This window comes from Exiguobacterium sp. s64, from assembly GCF_018618035.1.
Taxonomy (GTDB): Bacteria; Bacillota; Bacilli; order Exiguobacteriales; family Exiguobacteriaceae; genus Exiguobacterium; species Exiguobacterium mexicanum_A.
Genome location: NZ_JACSLH010000007.1, coordinates 91,632 through 113,622 on the forward strand (window position 1 = coordinate 91,632; position 21,991 = coordinate 113,622).

Genomic DNA, 21,991 nt, shown 5'->3' on the forward strand with positions numbered 1-21,991 from the left:
ACTTTTTCGAGCGCGCAAAAACGGCGCCCTGTTGGGACGCCGTCTCGGTTGAATCGCTTATTTCAATGCGAACTTCGCTTGTTTCGCACCTGCACCTGTGTAGTCGCTCGCGATGACCGCGTAGCTTCCTTTAGCAAGACCTTTTTTGAATGTGAACGTATACGTTCCGGCCCAGCTCGCTTTCACTTTGGCGACTTGTTTGCCTTTCGCGTCTTTCAAGACGACGACGGCACCCGGTGTCGTTTTCCCGATGAGCGCTTTCGTTCCGACCTTCACGCCTTTCGTGTTCTTCGGTGTCGCGATGGCCGCTTTCTTGAACGTGAACGCCTTCGCTTTGACGACTTTTCCGGTCACATCTTTAGCGATGACTTCATAGTTCCCGTAGATGAAGCCGGCGCGTTTCGTGAATTCGAACGATCCGTTTTTGTCCGACGTCGCGTAGGCGATTGTCTTGCCGTCACGCTTGAGCGTCAACTTCGTCTCTGGTGTCGTTTTCCCTGAGATGACGTTCGTGTTCGCGTACGTCAATTTCGAGGCGAGCGCCGGTGTGCCGACGAAGCCGGCACCGACGACTTTCGTTTCCGTCACGGTCGCGCCATCGAGTTCAGAGATGATGGTGAGCGATTGACGGAGCTTGAGCGGTTTCGTCACGAGCGTGTACTTGCCGTCTTTATCAGCTTTCGCTGTCGCGAGCTCTTTCGCGCCGTCTTTCAATGTGACGTTCGCATTCGGTGTCGTCGTACCCGTCACGGCTTTCGCGCCTGGTTTGATTGTATTCACTGTAAGCGTGAGCACAACTTCCTCTTCCTCAACTGCTTGATCGAGTTCGATCGTGTACGTGCGGAACAGACGATCCGCTGCGTCCGGACGTGTCGTCTCGGTCGCTTCGATACCTTCATACAAGTCGACATATTGCTTGCCGGCGTCGGCCGTCTCGAATTTCGCTCTCCGTTTCGCGTCGGCGACGATCTTCCAGTTGTCATCCGCTTTGTATTCCAGTTTGCCTGAGACGATATAGTCCGAAATCACGTTCCGTGTCTCATACGCTGAGCGATAGACGATGTTCTTGCCGCCACCGAGTCCCGGGAACGATGTCGAGCCGGCGCGATAGTTGTTCGTCGCGACGAGGAACTCTTGGTCGAGTGTAATAGGTTTGCCGTTATACTTCACGTTCTTGACGCGGTTCGCCTTGTCGTTGATCACCGTACCGCCTGCATCGAACTTGGCAGGACCGGTCACGTCGATTTCATACGTGAGGCCGTCGAGGATATCGAAGTTGTAGCTGCGGAACTCCAAGTTAAGCAACTCATCGTTCGTATCCGAGACTTGTTTGTACGCCCCGGCTGACATCTCGAGCCAGTCCATCACGTCCGCGCCCGTCACTTTGACGACTTCGAGCGTGTTCGGATAGACGTACAAATCGGCCACGTTCTTCAATGCAATCGAGCCTTTCGGGATGTTCGTGTAATAGCTCGCGTCCGTCAAGTTACGGTTACCCGCTTTGAATGGAGCCCCGGCCGAGAGGATTGGAAGCTCTTTATACGCCGCGAGTTCCGGGTTCGTCGCGAGTTCTCTCTCGACGTACCATTTCTGCGCGTTCGTCACGAACTGGACCGACGCGTCGTCACGGACGAGCGCGAAGTAGCTTTGGATATCGTCTTGAATCTCACCGACCGGGCGGTTGATGTATTCGATCGTCGCCTTATGGTCCGCGTCGATGAGCGAGGCGATTGTCGGGTCGACCGGTGTGTCGGCCGTGACCGTATCGAGTTTCGCGTTCGCATCGAGTACTTGCCAGTTGCCATCGACGAGCTCGAGGTCGAGGTCGATGACCCCGAGGTCTTTCCCTTGGTTGTTCGCCATGACGACCGGCTTGCCGTTGATTGTCCCTTTGTTCATATCCACATTCGGGAATGAAGCGAACATGCCTTTCGCGTCCGGGAAGCGGCCGTGTTGGTGACCGGTCATGACCATGTCGAGCCCTTCGATTTTCGTGAGCGCGTAGCCGACGTTCTCTTCCCCGTCTTCTTGTTGATCGGCGAGCTTCGCACTTTCCCCGATGCCTGAGTGCGCGAGCGCGACAACGACGTCCGCGCCTTGCTCTTTCAATTTGGCGACGGCTGCTTTTGCTGCCGGGACCATATCATCTGCCGTCACCTTGCCTTGGAGGTTCCCTGAATCCCACGACATGATTTTCGGCGGCACGACCCCGAACACACCGACTTTAATCGTATGTGTCTCGCCGTCCGCGTCGACGACTTGGCGTTCGATGATTTGGACTTCTTGTCCGTCCTCGTTATATTTCGAGACGATCGGCTCACCCGACAAGTCCTTCACGTTCGAGTTGACGAAGCGGAGCTTGCCTTTTGAGCCTTGCATCGCGTCATACAAGAACTGGAGCCCAAAGTTGAACTCGTGATTCCCGAGTGTGACCGCATCGAACTCGAGTGCCGACATCGCTTGATACATCGGATGTTCGAACGCGCCTGGTGCTTTCTGATGCTGTTCGCGGACGTAATCCCCGAATGGCGTCCCTTGAAGCGTATCTCCGTTATCGAACAGGAACGTGTTCGGCTTGCCGGCGTCCGTGCGATGTTGCTGAATCAACGTCGCGACTTTCGTCAACCCGATCGTGTGATCGATTTTGTCTTGGAAGTAATCGTAGTTCGTGATGTTCGTATGTAGGTCGGTCGTCTCCAAGAAGCGCAGTTTGACGACGTCCTCGTCTTCTGCTGCCGCGTGTTGGAGCGGGATGAGTGTTGGGACGATGAGCGACGTAACAATGGCCATCTTCGTAAATTTAGACATGATTTTTCTCCCCATTCATGTGGTGTGCATTGCGGACTAAATATACCATAGCGGCCCCTCCATTTTAATGAAGCCTATGTCCTATTTCCTTAAAAAATTGGTAAAGAAAGGTCTGGTCCTAGACGACTTTCCGAGAACATGGAAAAGGTCCGCATCCGTATGATTAGACCGAACAGACGACTTCGCGTTAAGCGATTTTTCAATCGAACTTGTTCAGAGGCTAGACATCGCACAAGCAGTCCATTAGACCTAAAAAACCATCCCCGACGCGTGTCAGGGATGGTCATTTCGTCATGAACGGATGCGAATCGAGATCGGTCCGTCGCTGTCTCCTTCCGGCCGCTTGAAGCGGACGTGGAGCGGATAATCATGTTTCGGTAAAATCGGTTCGTTGAGCGTTGCGTCGGCTCGGCCGACGACCTCGTCCCGCTGCATCAACTCGAGCGGGAGGCGCGGGATTTGGAGAGCCTGCTCGAGGTACCCGTTCCGGACGAGGAGCGAGGCGCCGATTTCCGTGTCGGTCACGTCGAGATGGACGAGCAATAGATCAAACTGGCCTTCGGCGACCGGACGGCTGAGGACGTTCATCCGCTTCAGGCGGTGCCACGCCACGTCAGGGAACGCGTCCCGTTCGGCGTCGGAGATGTCTTGGAGCGGTGCCGTCGGGTTCATTTGGAAGGCGAGTTGGAGCGACTCGGTGTCGAGAGCGTCGACATCGGTGAACAGTTCCTCCTCGAAGAAGTCGAGATAGACGGGCTTACTCGTCATCGCCTCGAACGACGGCAAATCCATCCGGCTGAGCATCTTCTGGCCGAGCGGTTCGCGGCGCTCGTTCAACAAGAGCACCGGGATCTCGTCGAGCGAGAACTCGGTCGCGACCGTGTTGCGGAACAAGGCGACCACGGACAGGCCGCCCGGGTTCTTCGTCGCACTGAGCAATTCGATCGACAACTGGTTGTCCGCGAGCGGCGGCAGCGTCGTCGCATGATAGCGGAACACGTACTCATCTTCTTTCGAGATGTCCATCCCTTCATCGAACACGAGGCGGAGCGCCCGCTCGTCGTCTTGGCGGATGATCGTCTCGACTTTCTTTCGTTTCAACAGTCCGAACATGTCACTGCCCCTCCTCTTCCCGTTGCGCAAAGTATAAATCTAGCTGGCACAGCTGAATCGTCACGTCGCGGGCGATATCGAGATACGTCTCTTGGAAAATCTCGAGCCCTTCCTTGCCGAACTGACGGCTCGGGTCTTCCTGGCCGTAGCTGCGGAGCCCGATGCCTTCTTTCAAGGCGTTCATCGTCGTCAAATGGTTCGTCCAGCGGATATCAAGGTGGCTGAGCAGTTGTTGCCGCGCGAAGGCGATGACTTCCGGGTAGCCCTCGATGCGCTGTTCTGCCGTCGCGACGATGCCGTCGATCCATGGGGCGACCGCTCGTTTCAACTCTTCTTTGTCCCCGACCGTGTCATCCCACGTCGGCGCCTGTTGCGTCAAATAGAGATAGTCCTCGATGAGCGCGTCCGTCGCCCACTCTTCCGGGACGAGGTCGGCCGCGATATGACGGTCGAGCGTCTCGTTGAGCGCGAGGCGCATCATCGCGAGCACGTTGTTCAAGATGGCCGTCGCATTGGCGTCGACCGCCTCATCGCGAATCGTATAGATGATGCGGCGCTGCTCGTTCAAGACGTCGTCGAGCTTGAACATGTAGTCACGGACCGACACGCCGACGCCTTCAATCGTCGTCTGGGCGTATTCAATGATGTCGCCCGCTTCTTTATGGCGGACTTCTCCGTGTTCGTCCGGCGTCAGTTTGTGCTCGACACGTTTCAACCGCTCGGCGGCGTACCGCTTGACGAGATCATCCTCGAGCGAGACGAAGAAACGTGACATGCCCGGGTCGCCTTGACGTCCCGACCGTCCGCGGAGCTGATTGTCGACGCGGAGCGATTCGTGCCGTTCCGTCCCGATGACATACAAGCCGCCGCGTTCGCGCGCCGTCTCGTCTAAGACGATGTCGGTCCCGCGTCCGGCCATGTTCGTCGCGATCGTCACGTGACCGAGCCGTCCCGCCTCGGCGATAATCTCGGCTTCTTGGGCGACCGTCTTCGCGTTCAACAGTTCATGCGCGATGCCTTGTTTTTTTAGCTGTTCACTGACGGCCTCCGACTGGGCGATCGAGGTCGTCCCGATCAAAATCGGTTGTCCCGTCGCGTGGATGGCCGCGACTTCTTGACTGACCGCCGCATATTTATGGGCGATCGTATCAAAGACGCGGTCCGGTAGGTCTTGGCGCTGCTTCGGCCGGTTCGTCGGCACTTGGACGACGTCCATCTGATACGTCTTCATGAACTCTTCACGTGACGTCTGGGCCGTCCCGGTCATGCCGCCGAGGAGCGGGTACATCCGGAAGTAGTGTTGAATCGTGATTTCCGCCGTCGTCTTGTTCTCTTCGGTGATGTCGAGCTGTTCTTTCGCCTCGAGCGCCTGATGGAGGCCTTCCGACAGGCTGCGTCCTTCCATGACCCGCCCCGTGAACAAATCGATCAACTCGATTTTGCCTTCTTGGACGATATAGTCGACGTCCCGCTCGAACAATACGTTCGCCCGGAGCGCCTGCATCATGTAGTGATACAGGACGTGGTGCTCGGCGGAAAACAAGTTGTCGACCGAGAACAACGCCTCGATTTTCTCGATACCTTTGTCCGAGAACATGACGGCGCGCGCCTCGAGGTCGACCGTATAGTCGTCTTCCGTCAATTGGCCGAACACGGTTTGGGCGAGACGTTTCAAGCGGACGTGCGACTCGTCCTTCTGGGCAATGATGAGCGGCGTCTTCGCCTCGTCGATCAAGACGCTGTCGACTTCATCGAGCAGCGCGAAATGGAACGGACGCTGGACCCGTTCTTCCGGCGAGCCGACCAAGTGGTCCCGAAGATAGTCGAACCCGAACTCGGTCCCGACCCCGTATGTAATGTCGGCCGCATACGCCGCCTGTTTGTCAGCAAGCTCCATCTCCGGGACGTTCAGTCCGACTGTGAGCCCGAGAAACGTATGGACCTTGCCGATCTGTTCGGCGTCACGCATCGCCAAATAGTCGTTTACCGTGATGACATGGACGCCTTTCCCTTCGAGCGCCTTGACGAACGCCGGGAGAGCCGCGACGAGCGTCTTCCCTTCCCCGGTCGGCATCTCGGCGATATTTCCTTCGAGCAGCGCGAGACCGCCGATGAGCTGGACGTCATAATGACGGAGCCCGATCGTCCGGACGGATGCCTCGCGGACGAGGGCGAACCCTTCCTCCGTGATGGCGCGGACGTCCGCACCGTCCGTGAGCCGCTGTTTCAGTTCGAGCGTATACTGGCGAAGCGCCTCATCGTCTAAGGCGCGCATCGTCTCCTCGTACGCGTTGATGCGTTCGACTTGTTTCTTATAGGTTTTCAATCGTCGTGCCTGATCATTGGTCAATTGCTTCACAAAATCAATCACAGGATAGCCTCCATCGTCCGAAACCATATTTGTCTAGCTACCCTCTCATTATAACGGATTTTGTTTCCGCCTCGCTTTATTATTTCGGTAAATTCCAAAAAGATGGAATTTCATTCACCATCTATCCTTTTTTTAACTCTTTTCAAAATTTCTTTTCATTTTTCTATTTGAGACGGCGTGAGACCATGATACGATGAAAAAAACAGAACGTTTGTTCGCAAAAAAGGAGAGGTGGCTATGCGACGTCGGATTTTTTGTATCGACAGCGTCTCGTTCTACGCCAGTTGCGAGTGCGCCGCCCGCAAGTTGAACCCGTACAAGACAAAGCTCGTCGTCTTATCAAACCTCCAAGATCACGGCGCCCTCGTCCTCGCCGCGACGCCGCCGATGAAGCAGCTCGGCATCAAGACCGGGTCCCGGCGCTTTCACATCGACCGGTTGCCGTGGCATGAGCGACGGCACGTCATCTACGCCGAGGCCCGGATGAGCCACTATTTGAACGTGTCCGTCCAAATCGTCCACATCTTGCATCAGTTCGCACCCCCCGAGGCGATCCGTGTCTACTCGGTCGACGAGACGCTCGTCGACTTGACCGGGACGGAGCGGCTGTTCGGGAACGATGCGCACGTCGCCCGCCTCATCCGCTCGACCGTGTTCCGCTACACCGGCATCCCGGTCACAATCGGCATCGGACCGAACAACGTCCTCGCCAAGCTCGTCCTCGACCTGCATGGGAAGAAGACAGGTGTCGCCAGCTGTTTCCTCCACGACGTCGAGAAGTTGATCCACCCGGCCCCGATCGGCAAGATGTGGGGCGTCGGGGCGAAGATGGAAGTCCATCTCCGGCGGCTCGGCATCGAGACGATCGGTGACCTCGCCCGCTATCCGCTCGAGACGCTCCATGAGAAGTTCGGCGTCATCGGCGCCGAGCTGTGGCATCACGCCTGGGGCATCGACGAATCGCCGACGATCCTCCCGCCGAGCTCCCTGTTCGGGGCGAAACGGCAACGGCCCCGGACGATTGGCCACGGCATCACGCTCATGAAAGACTATACGACGTACGCGGCCATCCGGCTCGTCTTACAGGCCATCGCCGTCGAGGTCGGCATGCGGACGCGACAGGCGGGACTCGTCGGCGGCAGCGTCCATCTCGGCGTCCGCTACACCCGGACGAGCGAGCGGCGCGGCTTCAGCAAACAAAAAAAACTCGCCCGCTTCACAGCGGACGAGCGCGAGTTCTTGCCGGTGTTGTTGACGCTCTTCCTCGACGCCTGGGACGAGACGGAGGCCGTCCGTTACGTCTCGGTCGCCCTCGGCAAGCTCGAGCCAAGGAGCGACCACGTTCAGCTCTCCTTCTTCGAGGACGAGTGGGCCCGGGCGCGCCGGTTCGACTTCCTCGACCTCGTCGATCGCTTGAACGTCCGCTTCGGGCGCGGCACGATCCGCCCAGCATCGAGTTTACTGAAAGACAGTCCGCTCCGGACGCGGCAACGCCTCATCGGCGGACATAAACAAGGAGGTGAATCGTCATGAGCCAGACCCGCTACAAAGACCGCGGTGAATTGAAATGGATCCCGTTCCTCATGCCCGAGCACGTGGCGCTGCTAAAGAAATATTACGCCCACGTCCAAAAAATCGAGCTGCCTGACTTGGATGAGCAGCTCCTCTACTTATGGCAGACCGAGCTCGAACGCGCCATCCGTGAAGGCGACGCCGTCGAGCTGACGCTGTTCGACAACGGCATGACCCATACGGTGCGCGGCTACGTCCACGCCATCTATTATGCCGAGCGTGAAGTCGAGCTGTTCGACACGGACGTGCGTCGCATCCCGTTCGGTCAGATTCTGTCCGTCCGTTAAGACGCGTCAATCGCTTCCTGCGTCGTTTCGAACGTGTCGACGTGGTCGAGCACGCCATAATGCGTGAGCGTCTGGCGCACGGGTGCCGACAAGTGCGCGAAGACGACACGACGGTCGGCCGCTTTCAACTCTCGGACGACGCGGCGAATCTCTTCGACGGCCGTCACGTCGATGACCGGACAGCGGTGGAAGTTGAAGATGAACACGTCAGGCTCGTCATGGATATGATGCAACACATGCTCGAACATCTCGATCGCCCCGAAGAAGAGCGGTCCTTCGACGCTGAAGACGACCTGGCCGTCGCGCGTCACGTACCGTTCCGTCTGTTCGCGGACGTCGATCGTATCGGCCATCCGTTTCGCGAACAAGGCGAGCGCACAGATGACCCCGACCTCGACGGCGACGACGAGATCGACGAACACGGTCAGACCGAGCGTGATCAGCAGGACGAGCGACTCAGCCGACCGATGCTTGAGCATCTCGAAGACGTGGTGCCGCTCCGACATATTCCAAGCGACGCGCATCAAGATCGGGGCGAGGGCGGCCAGTGGGACGTAGCTCGCGAGCGGTGCCAACACGAGCACGGCCAGGAGCACCGTCAACCCGTGGATGACGCCGGAGCGGCGGCTGACGGCGCCTGCTTGAATGTTCGTCGCCGTCCGGGCGATGGCGCCGGTCGCCGGAATCCCGCCGAAGAACGGGACGACGACGTTGGCGAGCCCTTGCCCGAACAGTTCCTTGTCCGGGTTCATCTTCGTGCCGGCCATGCCGTCTGCGACCGCACCTGACAACAGTGACTCGAGTGCCCCGAGGAAAGCGATGGCGAACGCCGATGGCATGAGCGTCGCAATCAAATCGAGGTCAATCGCGAGCCAGTTGAACTCAGGCAGTCCGCTCGGGATGCCGCCATAGGCGCTGCCGATCGTCGCGACTTCCCCTGGGACGACGAGACTGACGAACGTCGGCACGAGCATCGCCATCAATAACAGCGGCAATTTCACGGGCAGTTTCGGTACGAGCCAGAGCGTCAAGAAACCGATGGCGGCAATGAAGACAGGCCATAAGCTCGCTTCATGTAACGACGTCACGAGCGTTAATAAGTTCTCGTGGAAGTGCGGTGCCTTCTCGAACGTGATGCCGAACAGTTCATCGAGCTGGTCGACGAAGATGACGACGGCGATCCCGGCCGTGAACCCGATGGTGACGGCCCGCGGCATGAAGCGAATCAGTCGTCCGACGCGGAGAACGCTCATGAGGAACAACAGGATCCCGGCGAGGAACGTCGTCACAAGCAACCCTTCGTAGCCGTGCGCGAGCATGACCCCCGAGACGATCGGGATGAAGGCGCCGGTCGGTCCGGCGATTTGGAACGTCGAGCCTCCGAACAGGCTGACGAGGATGCCGGCGATGATGGCCGTATAGAGCCCATACACCGGTCCGACGCCCGAGGCGATCGCGAACGCCATCGCGAGCGGCACGGCGACGACCCCGACGGTGATTCCGGCCGAGATGTCTTTCTGCCAGCCTTGGCGTGATGTCATGAAGTTGTCCATTCTTGCATTCCTTCTTTCCATTATGTCGAAAACGAGTTCAGTGTACGCCTGTCCCTGCCCTTTGTAAACGACTCTGGCGAAACGTTAACATAATCGACAAAACAAAGACGCATCGCGATGGATGCGTCTTCGTTAATTCGTCGGTGCTTCGACGACTTGGTCGCCCTCGTCCGCATCTTCCCCAAGCAGACGGACGTGACGGCCGAACAGCCACATGACGACGAGGTGGGCTTTCGCCTGCGTCTTCGTATAGAACCACCATGGCAGCGCCGGCACGAACTCGTGGATGGCGACGAGCCCTTCTTCTGACTCCGGGAGCCGTCTGAACTCGAGCCGGCCTGTCTTGTCATCCTCACTCAACTTCGCGAACATGCCGCCGTCGATGGAATAGGACGCCATGTCGTCCGTCGCCTCGTCTTCGAGCGACAGATGGAGTGCGACGAGTGACGGACGGAGGAGCGCGATTTCCCAGTCATCGTCCTCTTTCGTCGTCTGGATGAGCGGATACGCGAGCCGGCCGAGCCACTCGAAATACGTGTCGGCCATCCATAGCGCCGACTTGTTCTCGGGCAGGCCGAACCGTTGAATCGAGCGGACCGTGTACTGTTGCGGCGCTTTTTTCTTCTTGCCGCCGCCTGACTTCTGTTTCTCTTCTTCCTCAAGTGCGTGCTCCACCGCTTCCTTGAACGGGATTTCTCCTTGTTTGACGCCGGTCGTGTCTTTCGCGACCATGGCGTGGCCCATGCTCTCGACGAGTGGATAGACGGTGTCTTTCGGCTCACCTGTTACGGCCATGACCCACAATCGGGACAACTTGATTGTCGGGAACGGGAAGTCGATCATGACGCGGCGTTTGCCCATGACGTCAGCCGTGTCTTCAATCATCTTCCGATACGTCATCACTTCCGGTCCACCGATATCGATATGATGGTCGTACAGCGCCTCGGCGCCGACGACCGAGATGAGCGCCTGGACGGCTTCACGCAAATCGATCGGGTGCGTCTCCGTCTTCGTCCAGTTCGGGAGAATCATGACCGGCAACCGTTTGACGAGCTTCGCGAGAATCGGGAACGACGAGCCTTCTGGACCGATGATGAGTCCGGCCCGAATCGTCGTCACCGGTACACCTTGACCGCCGAGAATCCGTTCGACCTCGAGCCGGCTCTTCAAGTGACGTGACAACGTCTTCGACTCTTTCGGAATGATGCCGCTCAAGTAGACGATTTGTTCGATGTCGTTCGCTTTTGTCGCCCGGGCGAAGTTGTCGGCGATGAGCGCGTCCATGTCTTCGAACGTCGCTTGCGTCAATCCGCCGTCCGGAATCATCGAGTGGACGAGGAACATGGCGTAGTCCGCCCCCTCGCAAGCCTCACGTGTCTGTTCATACGAGAACAAATCGCACGATCGCCACGTGATATGGTCCTCGTCTTCCTTGTTTTTCGTCGAGCGGGATAAGGCGATGATGTCATATTCTTCTTTTAAATGGTCCATCACGTTCGAGCCGATATAGCCGCTCGCGCCCGCGATGACGATCGTTTTCCGCATAGTGGTCACTCTCCCCTTCATTTACACATAAAGGTACTGTACCCGTCTTGGGCTTAGATTAAATCAGTCTCACGCCCTACAGTATGTACTGGAAAATATATGTAAACTAGACTCAACTACAGGCAGAGGAGGAATGGCTATGGGGTTTTGGTATTTCTTGATGCTATTGATTGGTGGAGGGCTCGTGATTCGCGGCTTACTCAAAAAGAACACGAGCGGACTGATACGATTCGGTACTCTCGTCATCGGAGGGCTGTTAATCGCGCTCGGCTTGTTTATGTTCCAAGACGGCAGTGATGCGATTGTGGCGGATTTGTTTAACTTGTGGTGACCATTGATTGAACAAAAACACTTCCTGCGCGCAGAAAGTGTTTTTTCATTAGAACGATAGAATTAACGGGGTACCGTCATTGAGGATCTCCCCATTTTTAGCGACATAGTCGACATGAACTTCCGCATGGCGTAACATGTCGTTCTCTTTTAGCGCCGCCATCCAAGTGCGGACGAGTGCCTCGTCTCCTGACGCTGGCTCCCGATGAATCGTCACCAAAATTGTCGGTACGACGTCGGCCGTTTTATAGGCGAGCGGGTTCGCAGCCGCGGTGTCGAGTTCTCGTACGGCTACTTCATCGTAAAAAACATCGTACGTGACATCACGGCCAAACGCCGTCATGACCGAATCCTCGATGACATCCGTCACGTCATCTTCCCATTTCGATGCCAGGAACGTGTCGACGACTTCCCCTGTCGTCTCGTCCGCGTAGACAAAAAAATCAGTTCTCGTCACTTCAACATTTCCGAATACTTTGGCTACATATAGCCTAGATACTACAATTGTTTTCATCTCTTCGTCATGATTATGTTACATCGATTGAGTAAAAAGCAAACGCAAGTCCGACGATGACCATTATAATCCCGATTAGCACCAGGTATGCGTGGGTTAATAGAAGACGCACCAAATTCTTATACTTAACTTTCTCAAATTTATAAAATACGGCTGTCGCGTAGAGTTGTCAAAGTATAAAATGATTGTTTTTTATTTGATAAATATTTCTAAATTAAATTCCTTATTTAATCAGCAATTCTTAAAGTGAAAATCTAAGTTAATCCATTTGGTGATATACCACTTAGTTCAGTTAAACCTTCTAATATTCGATGACTTTTACTTGCATTAGTTCGATAAATGTTTATAAAAAATTTATATTTTCTACTGGAGTCATAATTATAAGGGTTTCCACTAAATTGAGAATTAGTTTTGTAGAAAAAACTACCTAACTCCCATGCACACCAAGCTTTAATACTAGGGTTTCCTTGGATATTTAACTCCATATTTGGGCTTTGTAAAAATAAAAGCTGTTCAGAGTCACTTAAATTATCAAATAAATTTCTTTTCAAATAATCAGTTTTTGGAATTTCATCATTTATAAGCCAATCCACATACAGATATAATTGATTAGAATAAAAATAATAAAATAGCGCTAAGGTATACAGATGATCTTCAAATGCATATGATAAAAATATCTTTTTATAATTTTTATCATTAAATGACTTAACATGGTTCCTTATATTATTAAATTTTCTTTTTAAAGCCTTATCAGACCAATCCATTAATATTTTTAGCAATTTATTAAAAAGGTTTTGTGATTTCATTTTATTTTCATAATTATTATTATTAAACACAGTAAGGTCAGTAATTAGTTTTTTAATTAAATCGTTACTTAACTCAAAATTATTATTTTTAGTTAAATCTTCAATATTTGTGATATTAATTTCCAATTGATTTATTAAGTCAATATTAAAATTTGGAGTTGAGCTGTAAAATTTCTCTTCAATCTCATTCAAAACAATTAAATTTATTTCATATATTTCTTTTATATAATTTGACTCAGAGAAAGAACCTATATCCACTTCATCAATATTATTGATCATAAATAAAAATATGTTTTCTCTTGTTAATTCATTCATAATTTATCCTCCAAAAATAATTAGCCAGATATGATTTATAATAATATCGTTTATCTTTCTTTATAATTAAAGTGTCTAATACAAGAACGCACTTATAGGTTTTCCTAGTAGAGAATCGAATAAATTTTATAAACATTTTTGTAAAACTTCTCTTATTCACTCAGTAATAATTATATTCCATCTTTCAAATGTAGCTCACTATCTATGTATTAAAAATTTAGACAGGCTGAAACAAACTAATTATCTGGCAACCTCGATAATGAAATTACTTTTCCAAATACTACATTACAGATACTATTTGTAAATATACTATATACTAAATGCAGGACATTCCTGTAAATTTAAATAATACATAACTAAGAAGTCATCATAGGGGGATAATAGACTTTATAAAGGGGTAAAAAATAATGGCAATGAAGTTTAATGAAACTGAGTTAAAAAAATTGGCTCAAAAAAATAAGAATTTTTATGAAAGTAGCGAAAAAATATTAAAACATGCCTCTTCATCATTCGATTATGGTAAGAAATATGATGTTTTCATTTCTCATAGCTTTCATGATGCAGAAGTCATTCATGGACTAAAAATATTTATTGAAAATATTTATTCATTGGACGTTTATATTGATTGGATAGATGATCCTGAGTTAGATAGAAGTCAGGTAAATAAGTCTACTGCTGATAGATTAAGAAGCAGAATGAACAATTGTAAAACAATGTTAGTTGCATATTCTGAATCATCACCAGAATCCAAATGGGTTCCTTGGGAAATAGGATATTTCGATTCTAAAGTCGGAAGGATTGCAATTTTACCAATAACTAAAACTTACACAAACAGTGAAGAATTTATAGGGCAAGAATATTTAAGTTTATACTCATATGGAGTACATGGTACAAATGAAAATGGCGAAATAACAATTTGGATTCAAGACAACCCTAATAAGTATATAGATTTGGCTAGATGGGTAACTGGAAATGAACCAATTGAAAGGAGTGAGTAAATATGGCAGAACATAAAATAAAGCATTTGGAATTCATTCAACAAACTATTAGTAGAATGGCCTCAAACTCGTTCTATCTTAAAGGATGGGCAGTAACCCTTGTAGCTGCAATATTGGCATTTGCAAATGTCAAGGATATGGACTCTCGATATATATACATCGCATTAATTCCAACTATATTTTTTTGGTTTTTAGATGGATTTTATCTTCACCAAGAAAAGCTGTTTCGCAAATTGTATGATGTGGTCAGAATAAAATCGGATGAAACAATAGACTATTCCATGGATACTTCTGATTTCAAGAAGGATATTGATTCATGGTTAATAGTTTGTTTTTCAAAAACTCTCCTTATGTTTTATTTCTCAATAATAATTGCAATTTTTTTGGCGATTTGTTTATCTAAAAATTAAATACACTAAAAGACGCATAAGTTGCAAAGTATGACATATGCTCTGCTAATTTTTTTGAGACAATATTTAAAACACCTTTGAGTGATACACTTTTAAAAAGTGCTGGCATCGGAGGTGTTTTTGCGTGGTCAAAAATGCATGTTAAAGCGAAGTGAAATGGGTAGTTGTGATAGAAAATAAACTACGTAGTGAGTTGAAGATTAGATAGATTTATGGAAAAACACGAAATCAAAAGCGAATCTTAGATTCACACATGGCTAAGATGTTCTGGGTTGAATGAAATCTATCGATTTGATTAGCCAATTGGGAAACAGTATGCCTACGGACACGGTCCTGATTCCGCGAGTGAGGATAGCAAAAAAGAACATCAGCCCCCCCTGAAGACGGAGAACGAAACCTCAAAAAATACGTGGATATCGAAAGAGAGTTGAGAAATTAGCAGTTCTGAAGATTGTATATCTTCTTAGAGATGAGTACAATGAAGTGTTTGAACGGGTGAATTATTATCTAAATTACTATAACAAAAAACGTATTCAAGAAAAAATGGCTACCTGACACCGATAAAATACGGGGTAATAGTGGCCAAATTAAGGTGCTTTTTATACGTGTCTCATATCATTATGTCAGTTTAACTCGTACTTCCATTTTTATAAAGTTTGTAATTCGAGTTCATGCAAATCAATTAATTTAGAAATTATTGCTTTTAATTCTACAAGTTTATCAGGATTAATTTTATTTTCAGTTAGAGCCATTATCATATCTAAAGGTTTACGATCTTTTCTAGGCATCGGCAAATTCAAAAATGTCTCTAAGTCAGGGTCAATTAAATAGGCATCTGAAATTGTGAATTCGTTTACACACTCGTTAATATGATTGTTTAAAATCCGATGTTGATTTATACGTTTACCTTTTGCTTGCGAGTCAGAATCAATAAATATTGAATGTTTAATTCCAAATAAACATAGTAATTTCATGTACCTATGAATATTATATTTGCCCATCGCATCTAAAACATAAATTTTTTCTTTTTTTAAATCTGCCCAATCATTATCTAATAAATAATCTAATAATATTTTTTCAGTAGCTCCCTCAGTGATAATAATTTTATCGGCAAAAAACATAGATGCCCTTTCCGAATCTAACCATAATTGATATCTAAATTTCTCTTCTTGCACTGATAATTCCTCTTCAACACCCTCAATTAAATCATCTTCAAATAATGTTTTAAAATATTTATTGTAAGCAAAGAAATTTTCTAACTCTTTTAATGTCGGCTGATGTAAAGTTGAACATCCGTTAGACTTATTGACTTTAATAATTTGATTTAACTGATCATTTGCTTTTCCGATAAATAGAGATGAATGACTTGTAATTAGGATTTGATATTCTTGATTTTTAGATAGTTTTTTTAAATTATATGCCAATTGATCTTGCTGGGTAGGATGTAAAAACGCTTCAGGTTCTTCAAATAATAAAATTACTAGTTTAGGATTGAATTCTTTTTTTACAGATTTTTTTTCTTTTTTAAAACTTGCTGAAAGTTTAATTAAATTAAATACTATAGACCTTTGAAATCCGTGACCATACTGATCTATCCCTACTTCTTCATTGTTTATGTTTCTATCATTAAAGTGATAAGTAATTAAACTTTTAGTAATCTCATCTGTACTAATAGGGTTTATTCTTAATTTAAATGAGATATCCCATTCTTCGATTCCTTTATTCAAAGGATTTGCAATGTTATTAAAAATTCCTTTTTCTTCATTTGCAAATTCATTGAAATTATCGAATGCTTTTTTCAAGCTATTATAGCTCGGATGCTCTTGAACAGCTTCTTTAAATAAAAAATTAATAGTATCTCTAAGTGGAGATGGGCCTGTCATTTTTAAATTATCCGATATATTGCTAACAGCTGGTATGTATACAACCTCACCTAATTTAGCATTACCTACATTTTTAGCTCCAAAGAATAGTTTTTCATCTAATTGACCATCAATTACAGCAAATAAATTACTCTGACTTGTGCTAAACCTTTGTTTATCTGCAGAATATAACAATTTTCTAATCGTTAAATTTTTATCTAAAGATTTATAATCGTCAGGGAGATTATCGTATTCTTCTTTCTCTAATCCATAAGTGATTTCTATCCAAGACTCTTTATCAAAAGAACCAATTTTAGGAAAATCATTTTTGGAATTAAATTTTATTTTTTCATAAAACGTCAAAATTGCATTTATGACAGTTGATTTCCCCGAGTTATTGGCACCAACCAATAAATTAAATCCAGAGAGTTCGAACTTTTCATCAATAATAGATCTATAGTTATGAATATGAATTTTAGATATGTACACAATAATTCCTTCATAAGACTAAAATTTAATTTTTATAACTAATTGTAAATTATTCTTTTTTTATCCATTTAAATCAAAAATATTTTATCATTTTAGGTTATATTTGTATATATAAAATTTCCTTCTAAATCTAAAAAAAAGAATTAAGAAGTAATTAAATTCAATTACTTCTTAATGGAGACTGCGGAAGTCGAACCCGCAATTCAAGGTATCGTAACGTATGCTACTTCTAGGTATGTAGTTTATCTATTGAATCTCAATATGACACTGCTGATAAATAGGCGTTGTCATATTCGGGTGTATGGCTCGTAACTCGCAGCCTTTTAAAAAAGAACAAGAACAAACTCATCCCGTTCGGCACACTCCTCATCGTAAGGCTTTTAATCGCACTCAGATTATTCATGCTCCAGAATTGGAGTGATGCACTCATTGCGGCTTTGTTTAACTTGGGGTGAAATTCAAATCGAATCTCATTAACAAACTGCAAAACAAGAAAAGGGCCACCTAGGCATAAACTACGCACGGGTGACCCTCTTTGTTTATTTTAACTTCTAATGGCAAAGCACTTGAAGTCAGCTAAGCTGTCTGATCATTCACCAGCTTGTTTCTTCTCATTTTTCTTCTGCAAATATGCTTCTCGAATCTGATTGATCTTATCTTTTTTGTTCGAGACAGCTGGTTTTTTACCGTCTTGATACTTGGCAGCAGCTACTTTACTTTTCGTATCCAATTGATATTTTCCCATTCGATTCACCTGCTTTCATTTCATTGTGATTGAGTTGCTCCGCTAACATCAAAAGACCTTCTAATCTCAATGAAATTAGAAGGTCTTCATTAAAAATCATTGATGACAGTCATTGTAGACTGCTGAAAAATGGAGACGGCGGGAGTCGAACCCGCGTCCGAAGGCATCGTAACGCATGCTTCTACGTGTGTAGTTTATCTATTGAATCTCAATGTGACACTGCCGATAAACAGGCGTTGTCGCATCCAGTCTGATTCATCTCTTCTTCGCGCCCTCAGACGGCGAGGTTGAAGCGTAGCTTGCTTAGTTTGAGACCCTGATAATCATCCACACAAGCGATGGATGTCAGGATCCGCAGGGCACTTAGGCTGCTGCGAGTTGTGTGTTAGTTTTGCCAGTTATAGGCGTTTGCGTTTTAACGAGGCCGACCCCTCGACACGCCACATACGACCGACCTACCCCCGTCGAATCCATAACGTCCCCGAGGTGGTAATTGGTACTACAACAACTATACCACAATCAGGTCTCGCTGTCAGTATTTTTGCCGGTCCCGGAGTGCGCGGTCGACGTCACGCTTCGCATCTTTCTTCTTCAAGTCGTCGCGCTTGTCATACTTCTTCTTCCCGCGCCCGATGCCGAGGAGACATTTGGCGAAGCCGTTCTTCAGATACACCTTGAGCGGGATGATCGTATATCCGTCACGCCCTTGTGCGCCGATAAGCTGATTGATTTGCTTCTTATGCAACAATAGCTTCCGGACACGGAGCGGCTCGTGGTTGAACCGGTTCCCTTGCTCGAACGGGCTGATATGACAGTTATGAAGCGTCGCCTCGCCACCGTCAAAACGGACATACGCGTCGGCAATGTTGATTTTTGACTGGCGCACCGATTTAATCTCGGTCCCCGTCAACACCATGCCGGCTTCAATCGTATCTTCGATCGCATAATCGAAGGACGCTTTTCGGTTTTGCGCGAGCGCGTTCGAATCTTTCTTCTTGGCCATAGACATTCAGTCCTTTACTTCAATATGGAGGAGGGGTCGCCCCCTCCCGTCAGCGACGCTTCTTCGCTCCGCGTTTGGCGTCGCCTTTACGTTTTTGACCGTCTTTCTTCTTCAAGTCGAGCGCCGACCGTCCTTGCGACGACTTCGGCTTCTCTCCTGGTTTCGACGGTTTCCCGGCTTGACCCGGTTTCCCTGGTTTGCCCGGCTTACCGCGCTTCGGACGTTTGTCATCGCGACCGCGTCCTCCGCGTTTGTCGTCTTTCTTCGGACGACCTTCCGTCGCTTTAATCGTCGTCGGTTGGCGACGGCGCGACTGTTCCCGCTTCGGCATGCCGACGACGGTGAAGTCAATCGTCCGCTCGTCCAAGTTGACGGCGTCGACCTTGACGCGCACCGCGTCACCGATGCGGAACTGACGTTTCGTCCGCTCGCCGAGCAACATGAGCTGCGACTCGTCGAAGTGGTAGTAGTCATCCATCGACTGGAGACGAACGAGTCCTTCGATTGTGTTCGGAAGCTCGATAAACATCCCGAAGTTCGTGACACCGCTGACGACGCCATCGAACTCTTCACCGAGACGTGATTCCATGTACTCGGCTTTCTTCAAGGCTTGCGTCTCACGTTCGGCATCGACCGAACGACGCTCGCGTTTCGACGCCTGTTCGGCGATCGAACCGAGACGGTCCTCGTACTTGGCGATCGTCTTCTCTGACACGTCGCCGTTGAAAGCATACGTGCGCATGAGACGGTGGACGATCAAGTCCGGGTATCGACGAATCGGTGACGTGAAGTGCGTATAGAAGTCGGTCGCCAGGCCGAAGTGACCGAGCGAGACATCGTCGTACTTCGCCTGTTGCATCGAACGGAGCATGATCGTGCTGATGACCGGCTCTTCCGGTTCACCCGAGATCGCCTTCAAAATCTTCTGAAGCGTCTTCGGTTCGACCTTCTGGCCTTTGAACCGCTCGATATGCACGCCGAAGTTCGCGACGAAGTCGAAGAAGAAGTCGAGCTTGTCCGATTTCGGGTTATCGTGCACACGATAGATGAACGGCACGTCCATCTTGTGGAAGTGTTCGGCGACCGTCTCGTTGGCCGCGAGCATGAACTCTTCGATCAACTTCTCGGCGACCGAGCGTGGACGCAAGACGATGTCGGCCGGTTTGCCTTCTTCGTCGACGACGACTTTCGCCTCGGCGAAATCGAAGTTGATGGCACCGCGTGAGTTACGGCGCTTGCGCAGCACTTCTGCGAGCTCAGCCATCAAGTCGAACAACGGGATATACGGCTCGTAGCGTTCGAGCGTCGCTTCGTCATCGCGTTCGATGATCTCGCGGACGTTCGTATACGTCATCCGCTCCGTCGTCTTGATGACACTCGGGAACAGCTCATGGTGGACGACCTTCCCGTTTTGCGGGGAGATCTCCATGACGCAGCTGAGCGTCAACCGGTTGACGTGCGGGTTGAGTGAACAGATCCCGTTCGAGAGACGGTGCGGCAACATCGGGATGACGCGGTCGACGAGATACACACTCGTCCCCCGTTCGAACGCCTCGACGTCGAGCGGTGAGCCTTCCGTCACGTAGTGCGACACGTCGGCGATATGGACGCCGAGCTCATAGTTGCCGTTGTCGAGTTTCTTGACGTGGACGGCATCGTCCAAGTCTTTCGCGTCTTCGCCGTCGATCGTGAAGATCGTCTCGTTACGAAGATCGACGCGGCCCATGAAGTCCTTCTCGTCGGCCTCGTCCGGCACGGCGTTCGCCTGGTCGATGACATCTTCCGGGAACTCCGTCGGGATGCCGTGCTTATAGACGATCGACAAGATGTCGACGCCCGGGTCGTTCTTGTGTCCGATGATGCGGACGACGTCACACGCTCCGGCGAAACGACCGTCCGGATATTTCGTGATGCGGACGACGACTTTATGGCCATCGACGGCACCGAGCGATTTGTCCGGGTTGACGACCGGCCAGAAGTTGATGCGCTTGTCATCCGGCTCGATGAAGGCGAACTGGTCGAGGCGTCCACTCGGGAGCGTATACGTCCCGACGAACTCCGACAAGCCACGCTTCAAGACTTTGAGGAGCACGCCCTCGGTCTTGCCGCGGTTGTCCTCGCGTTTTTTGACGAGGATCGTGTCCCCGTGGTAGACGTCTTTCAATTGGTCGGGTGGAAGGAACACGTCCTCCGTCTCCCCTTCGACCGACAAGAAGCCGAAGCCGCGTTGGTGAATCGAGATGATTCCCGCTGCTTGGCCGAGCACGGCGAGCGTCCCGTAACGGTTCGTCCGGGTGCGGCCGATTAAGCCCTCTTCTTCGAGGGTGTTCAAGGTGCGGATGAGCTCTTTAAAGGCATCCGTCGACTCGAGCGCAAGACGCTCGGTCAATTGGTCCACTGTCAGTGCTTTATCACTGGCTTGGATGATTTCTAGTAGTTGGTCACGTAAATTCAACGTGACACCTCCTTTTTAGACTGACCAGTCTAACGTTTCGAGAAAATCGAGCACGTCCTGGTGCAGTTTCTCTTTTTCTTTATCGAGCGTGATCACGTGTCCCGACTCCTCATACATGAGCAGTTCTTTTTGGAACGCGTTGATCGCCTCGTAAATTTCGTGTGCAGATTCAGGATCGACCATTTGATCTTTCGCCCCTTGGACGACGAGCGCCGGGACGAAAATATCTTCGAGCTTTGTCGTCGTGTCACGGACGAAGGCACGGAGGTCCTTGAGCGTCGGCATCGGTTTGAAGTCCGCCATCTCCTGTTCGATCTGTTCAGGTGATTTGTCTTCTCGAGATTTATATTCTCGAGCGTAGGCTTTGACTCCTTTGTATAACCGGTCCTCGGCATCGATTCCGGTCGGGGCGCACATCGGGATGACGCCTTTGACGTTCTCCTGTGAAGCGAGGCGAAGCGACATGACGCCGCCGAGCGAGAGGCCACAGACGGCAATCTCCTCATAGCCTTTCTCTTTCAACGACTGGTAGGCGTTCAAGACGTCCTCCCACCAGTCCGCCGGTCCGTATTGAAGCAATTCTTCAGGCGGGACGGCATGGCCCCGGTACTGGGGACCCATACACGTATAGCCTTCTTTTTGCAGGAAACGACCGAGCATGCGGACATCCGCGCTCGATCCGGTAAAGCCATGTAACATCAACACGGCACGTGGTCCGCCTTCGAAGAAGAACGGTTTCGGTGCTGTAATCTTCATTGCTAACGTCATCTCCTCATACAATCCATTATTCCCAAAAAATAATTGAAAAAAACAAA

The 21,991-nt window shown here is 49.7% G+C and carries 17 protein-coding genes and 1 other RNA gene; 5 read left to right on the plus strand and 13 right to left on the minus strand.

The window, feature by feature from the left end; all coding sequences use genetic code 11:
• Positions 1-57 precede the first annotated feature (57 nt).
• From KNP64_RS11245 to secA2, 3 genes are all read right to left on the minus strand, one after another.
• A complete protein-coding gene (locus KNP64_RS11245; protein WP_214793427.1) occupies positions 58-2,808 on the minus strand; it encodes a bifunctional 2',3'-cyclic-nucleotide 2'-phosphodiesterase/3'-nucleotidase in 2,751 nt (916 codons plus the stop codon).
• 291 nt (positions 2,809-3,099) lie between these two features.
• A complete protein-coding gene (locus KNP64_RS11250) occupies positions 3,100-3,921 on the minus strand; it encodes an SLAP domain-containing protein (protein ID WP_214793429.1) in 822 nt (273 codons plus the stop codon).
• A gap of 1 nt (position 3,922) precedes the next feature.
• Positions 3,923-6,292, minus strand: a complete 2,370-nt coding sequence (gene secA2 / locus KNP64_RS11255; protein ID WP_214793432.1) for an accessory Sec system translocase SecA2 — start codon at positions 6,290-6,292, stop codon at positions 3,923-3,925.
• 237 nt (positions 6,293-6,529) lie between these two features.
• Here secA2 and KNP64_RS11260 point away from each other — a divergent pair, with 237 nt between their 5' ends.
• Together KNP64_RS11260 and KNP64_RS11265 are read left to right on the plus strand one after the other, a co-directional pair.
• A complete protein-coding gene (locus tag KNP64_RS11260; RefSeq protein WP_034778495.1) occupies positions 6,530-7,825 on the plus strand; it encodes a Y-family DNA polymerase in 1,296 nt (431 codons plus the stop codon).
• The gene (locus KNP64_RS11265) at positions 7,822-8,151 is read left to right on the plus strand and encodes a YolD-like family protein (RefSeq protein ID WP_131437869.1); all 330 of its coding nucleotides are present in this window, start codon (positions 7,822-7,824) and stop codon (positions 8,149-8,151) included. The genes KNP64_RS11260 and KNP64_RS11265 overlap by 4 nt, the downstream gene beginning before the upstream one ends.
• Here the strand turns inward: KNP64_RS11265 and KNP64_RS11270 are convergent.
• Both KNP64_RS11270 and KNP64_RS11275 read right to left on the minus strand, forming a co-directional pair.
• On the minus strand, positions 8,148-9,704 hold the full coding sequence (locus tag KNP64_RS11270; RefSeq protein ID WP_214793435.1) for a SulP family inorganic anion transporter: 1,557 nt from the start codon (positions 9,702-9,704) through the stop codon (positions 8,148-8,150). The genes KNP64_RS11265 and KNP64_RS11270 overlap by 4 nt on opposite strands.
• A gap of 132 nt (positions 9,705-9,836) precedes the next feature.
• On the minus strand, positions 9,837-11,249 hold the full coding sequence (locus KNP64_RS11275) for an NAD-dependent epimerase/dehydratase family protein (protein ID WP_138859091.1): 1,413 nt from the start codon (positions 11,247-11,249) through the stop codon (positions 9,837-9,839).
• 139 nt (positions 11,250-11,388) lie between these two features.
• On the opposite strand from KNP64_RS11275, the gene KNP64_RS11280 reads away from it, so the two are divergent.
• On the plus strand, positions 11,389-11,580 hold the full coding sequence (locus KNP64_RS11280) for a hypothetical protein (protein WP_021065468.1): 192 nt from the start codon (positions 11,389-11,391) through the stop codon (positions 11,578-11,580).
• A 48-nt stretch (positions 11,581-11,628) separates the two neighbouring features.
• Here KNP64_RS11280 and KNP64_RS11285 read toward each other — a convergent pair whose 3' ends face one another.
• A complete protein-coding gene (locus KNP64_RS11285) occupies positions 11,629-12,036 on the minus strand; it encodes a hypothetical protein (protein ID WP_021065467.1) in 408 nt (135 codons plus the stop codon).
• Positions 12,037-12,347: 311 nt separating this feature from the next.
• Positions 12,348-13,214, minus strand: coding sequence for a hypothetical protein (locus KNP64_RS11290; RefSeq protein ID WP_021065466.1), 867 nt, complete (start codon positions 13,212-13,214; stop codon positions 12,348-12,350).
• A 407-nt stretch (positions 13,215-13,621) separates the two neighbouring features.
• Between KNP64_RS11290 and KNP64_RS11295 the strand changes: the two genes are divergently transcribed.
• On the plus strand, positions 13,622-14,212 hold the full coding sequence (locus KNP64_RS11295; protein WP_021065465.1) for a TIR domain-containing protein: 591 nt from the start codon (positions 13,622-13,624) through the stop codon (positions 14,210-14,212).
• Positions 14,213-14,214: 2 nt separating this feature from the next.
• Positions 14,215-14,622 carry a hypothetical protein gene (locus KNP64_RS11300; RefSeq protein ID WP_021065464.1) on the plus strand — a complete coding sequence of 136 codons (408 nt, stop codon included), beginning with the start codon at positions 14,215-14,217 and terminating at the stop codon, positions 14,620-14,622.
• 647 nt (positions 14,623-15,269) lie between these two features.
• Here the strand turns inward: KNP64_RS11300 and KNP64_RS11305 are convergent.
• The 6 genes from KNP64_RS11305 to KNP64_RS11330 form a co-directional block, all read right to left on the minus strand.
• Entirely contained in the window at positions 15,270-16,973 is a 1,704-nt protein-coding gene (locus tag KNP64_RS11305; protein WP_214793438.1) for an ATP-dependent nuclease, read from the minus strand.
• A gap of 589 nt (positions 16,974-17,562) precedes the next feature.
• Complete coding sequence (locus tag KNP64_RS11310; RefSeq protein WP_021065460.1) at positions 17,563-17,718, minus strand: hypothetical protein; 156 nt, start codon at positions 17,716-17,718, stop codon at positions 17,563-17,565.
• A 127-nt stretch (positions 17,719-17,845) separates the two neighbouring features.
• Positions 17,846-18,201: a transfer-messenger RNA gene (ssrA, locus tag KNP64_RS11315) on the minus strand.
• A gap of 49 nt (positions 18,202-18,250) precedes the next feature.
• The gene (gene smpB / locus KNP64_RS11320; RefSeq protein WP_029595066.1) at positions 18,251-18,721 is read right to left on the minus strand and encodes an SsrA-binding protein SmpB; all 471 of its coding nucleotides are present in this window, start codon (positions 18,719-18,721) and stop codon (positions 18,251-18,253) included.
• Positions 18,722-18,770: 49 nt separating this feature from the next.
• The gene (gene rnr / locus KNP64_RS11325) at positions 18,771-21,176 is read right to left on the minus strand and encodes a ribonuclease R (RefSeq protein WP_214793441.1); all 2,406 of its coding nucleotides are present in this window, start codon (positions 21,174-21,176) and stop codon (positions 18,771-18,773) included.
• 15 nt (positions 21,177-21,191) lie between these two features.
• The gene (locus KNP64_RS11330) at positions 21,192-21,932 is read right to left on the minus strand and encodes an alpha/beta hydrolase (RefSeq protein WP_138859079.1); all 741 of its coding nucleotides are present in this window, start codon (positions 21,930-21,932) and stop codon (positions 21,192-21,194) included.
• Between the last annotated feature and the right edge of the window lie 59 nt (positions 21,933-21,991).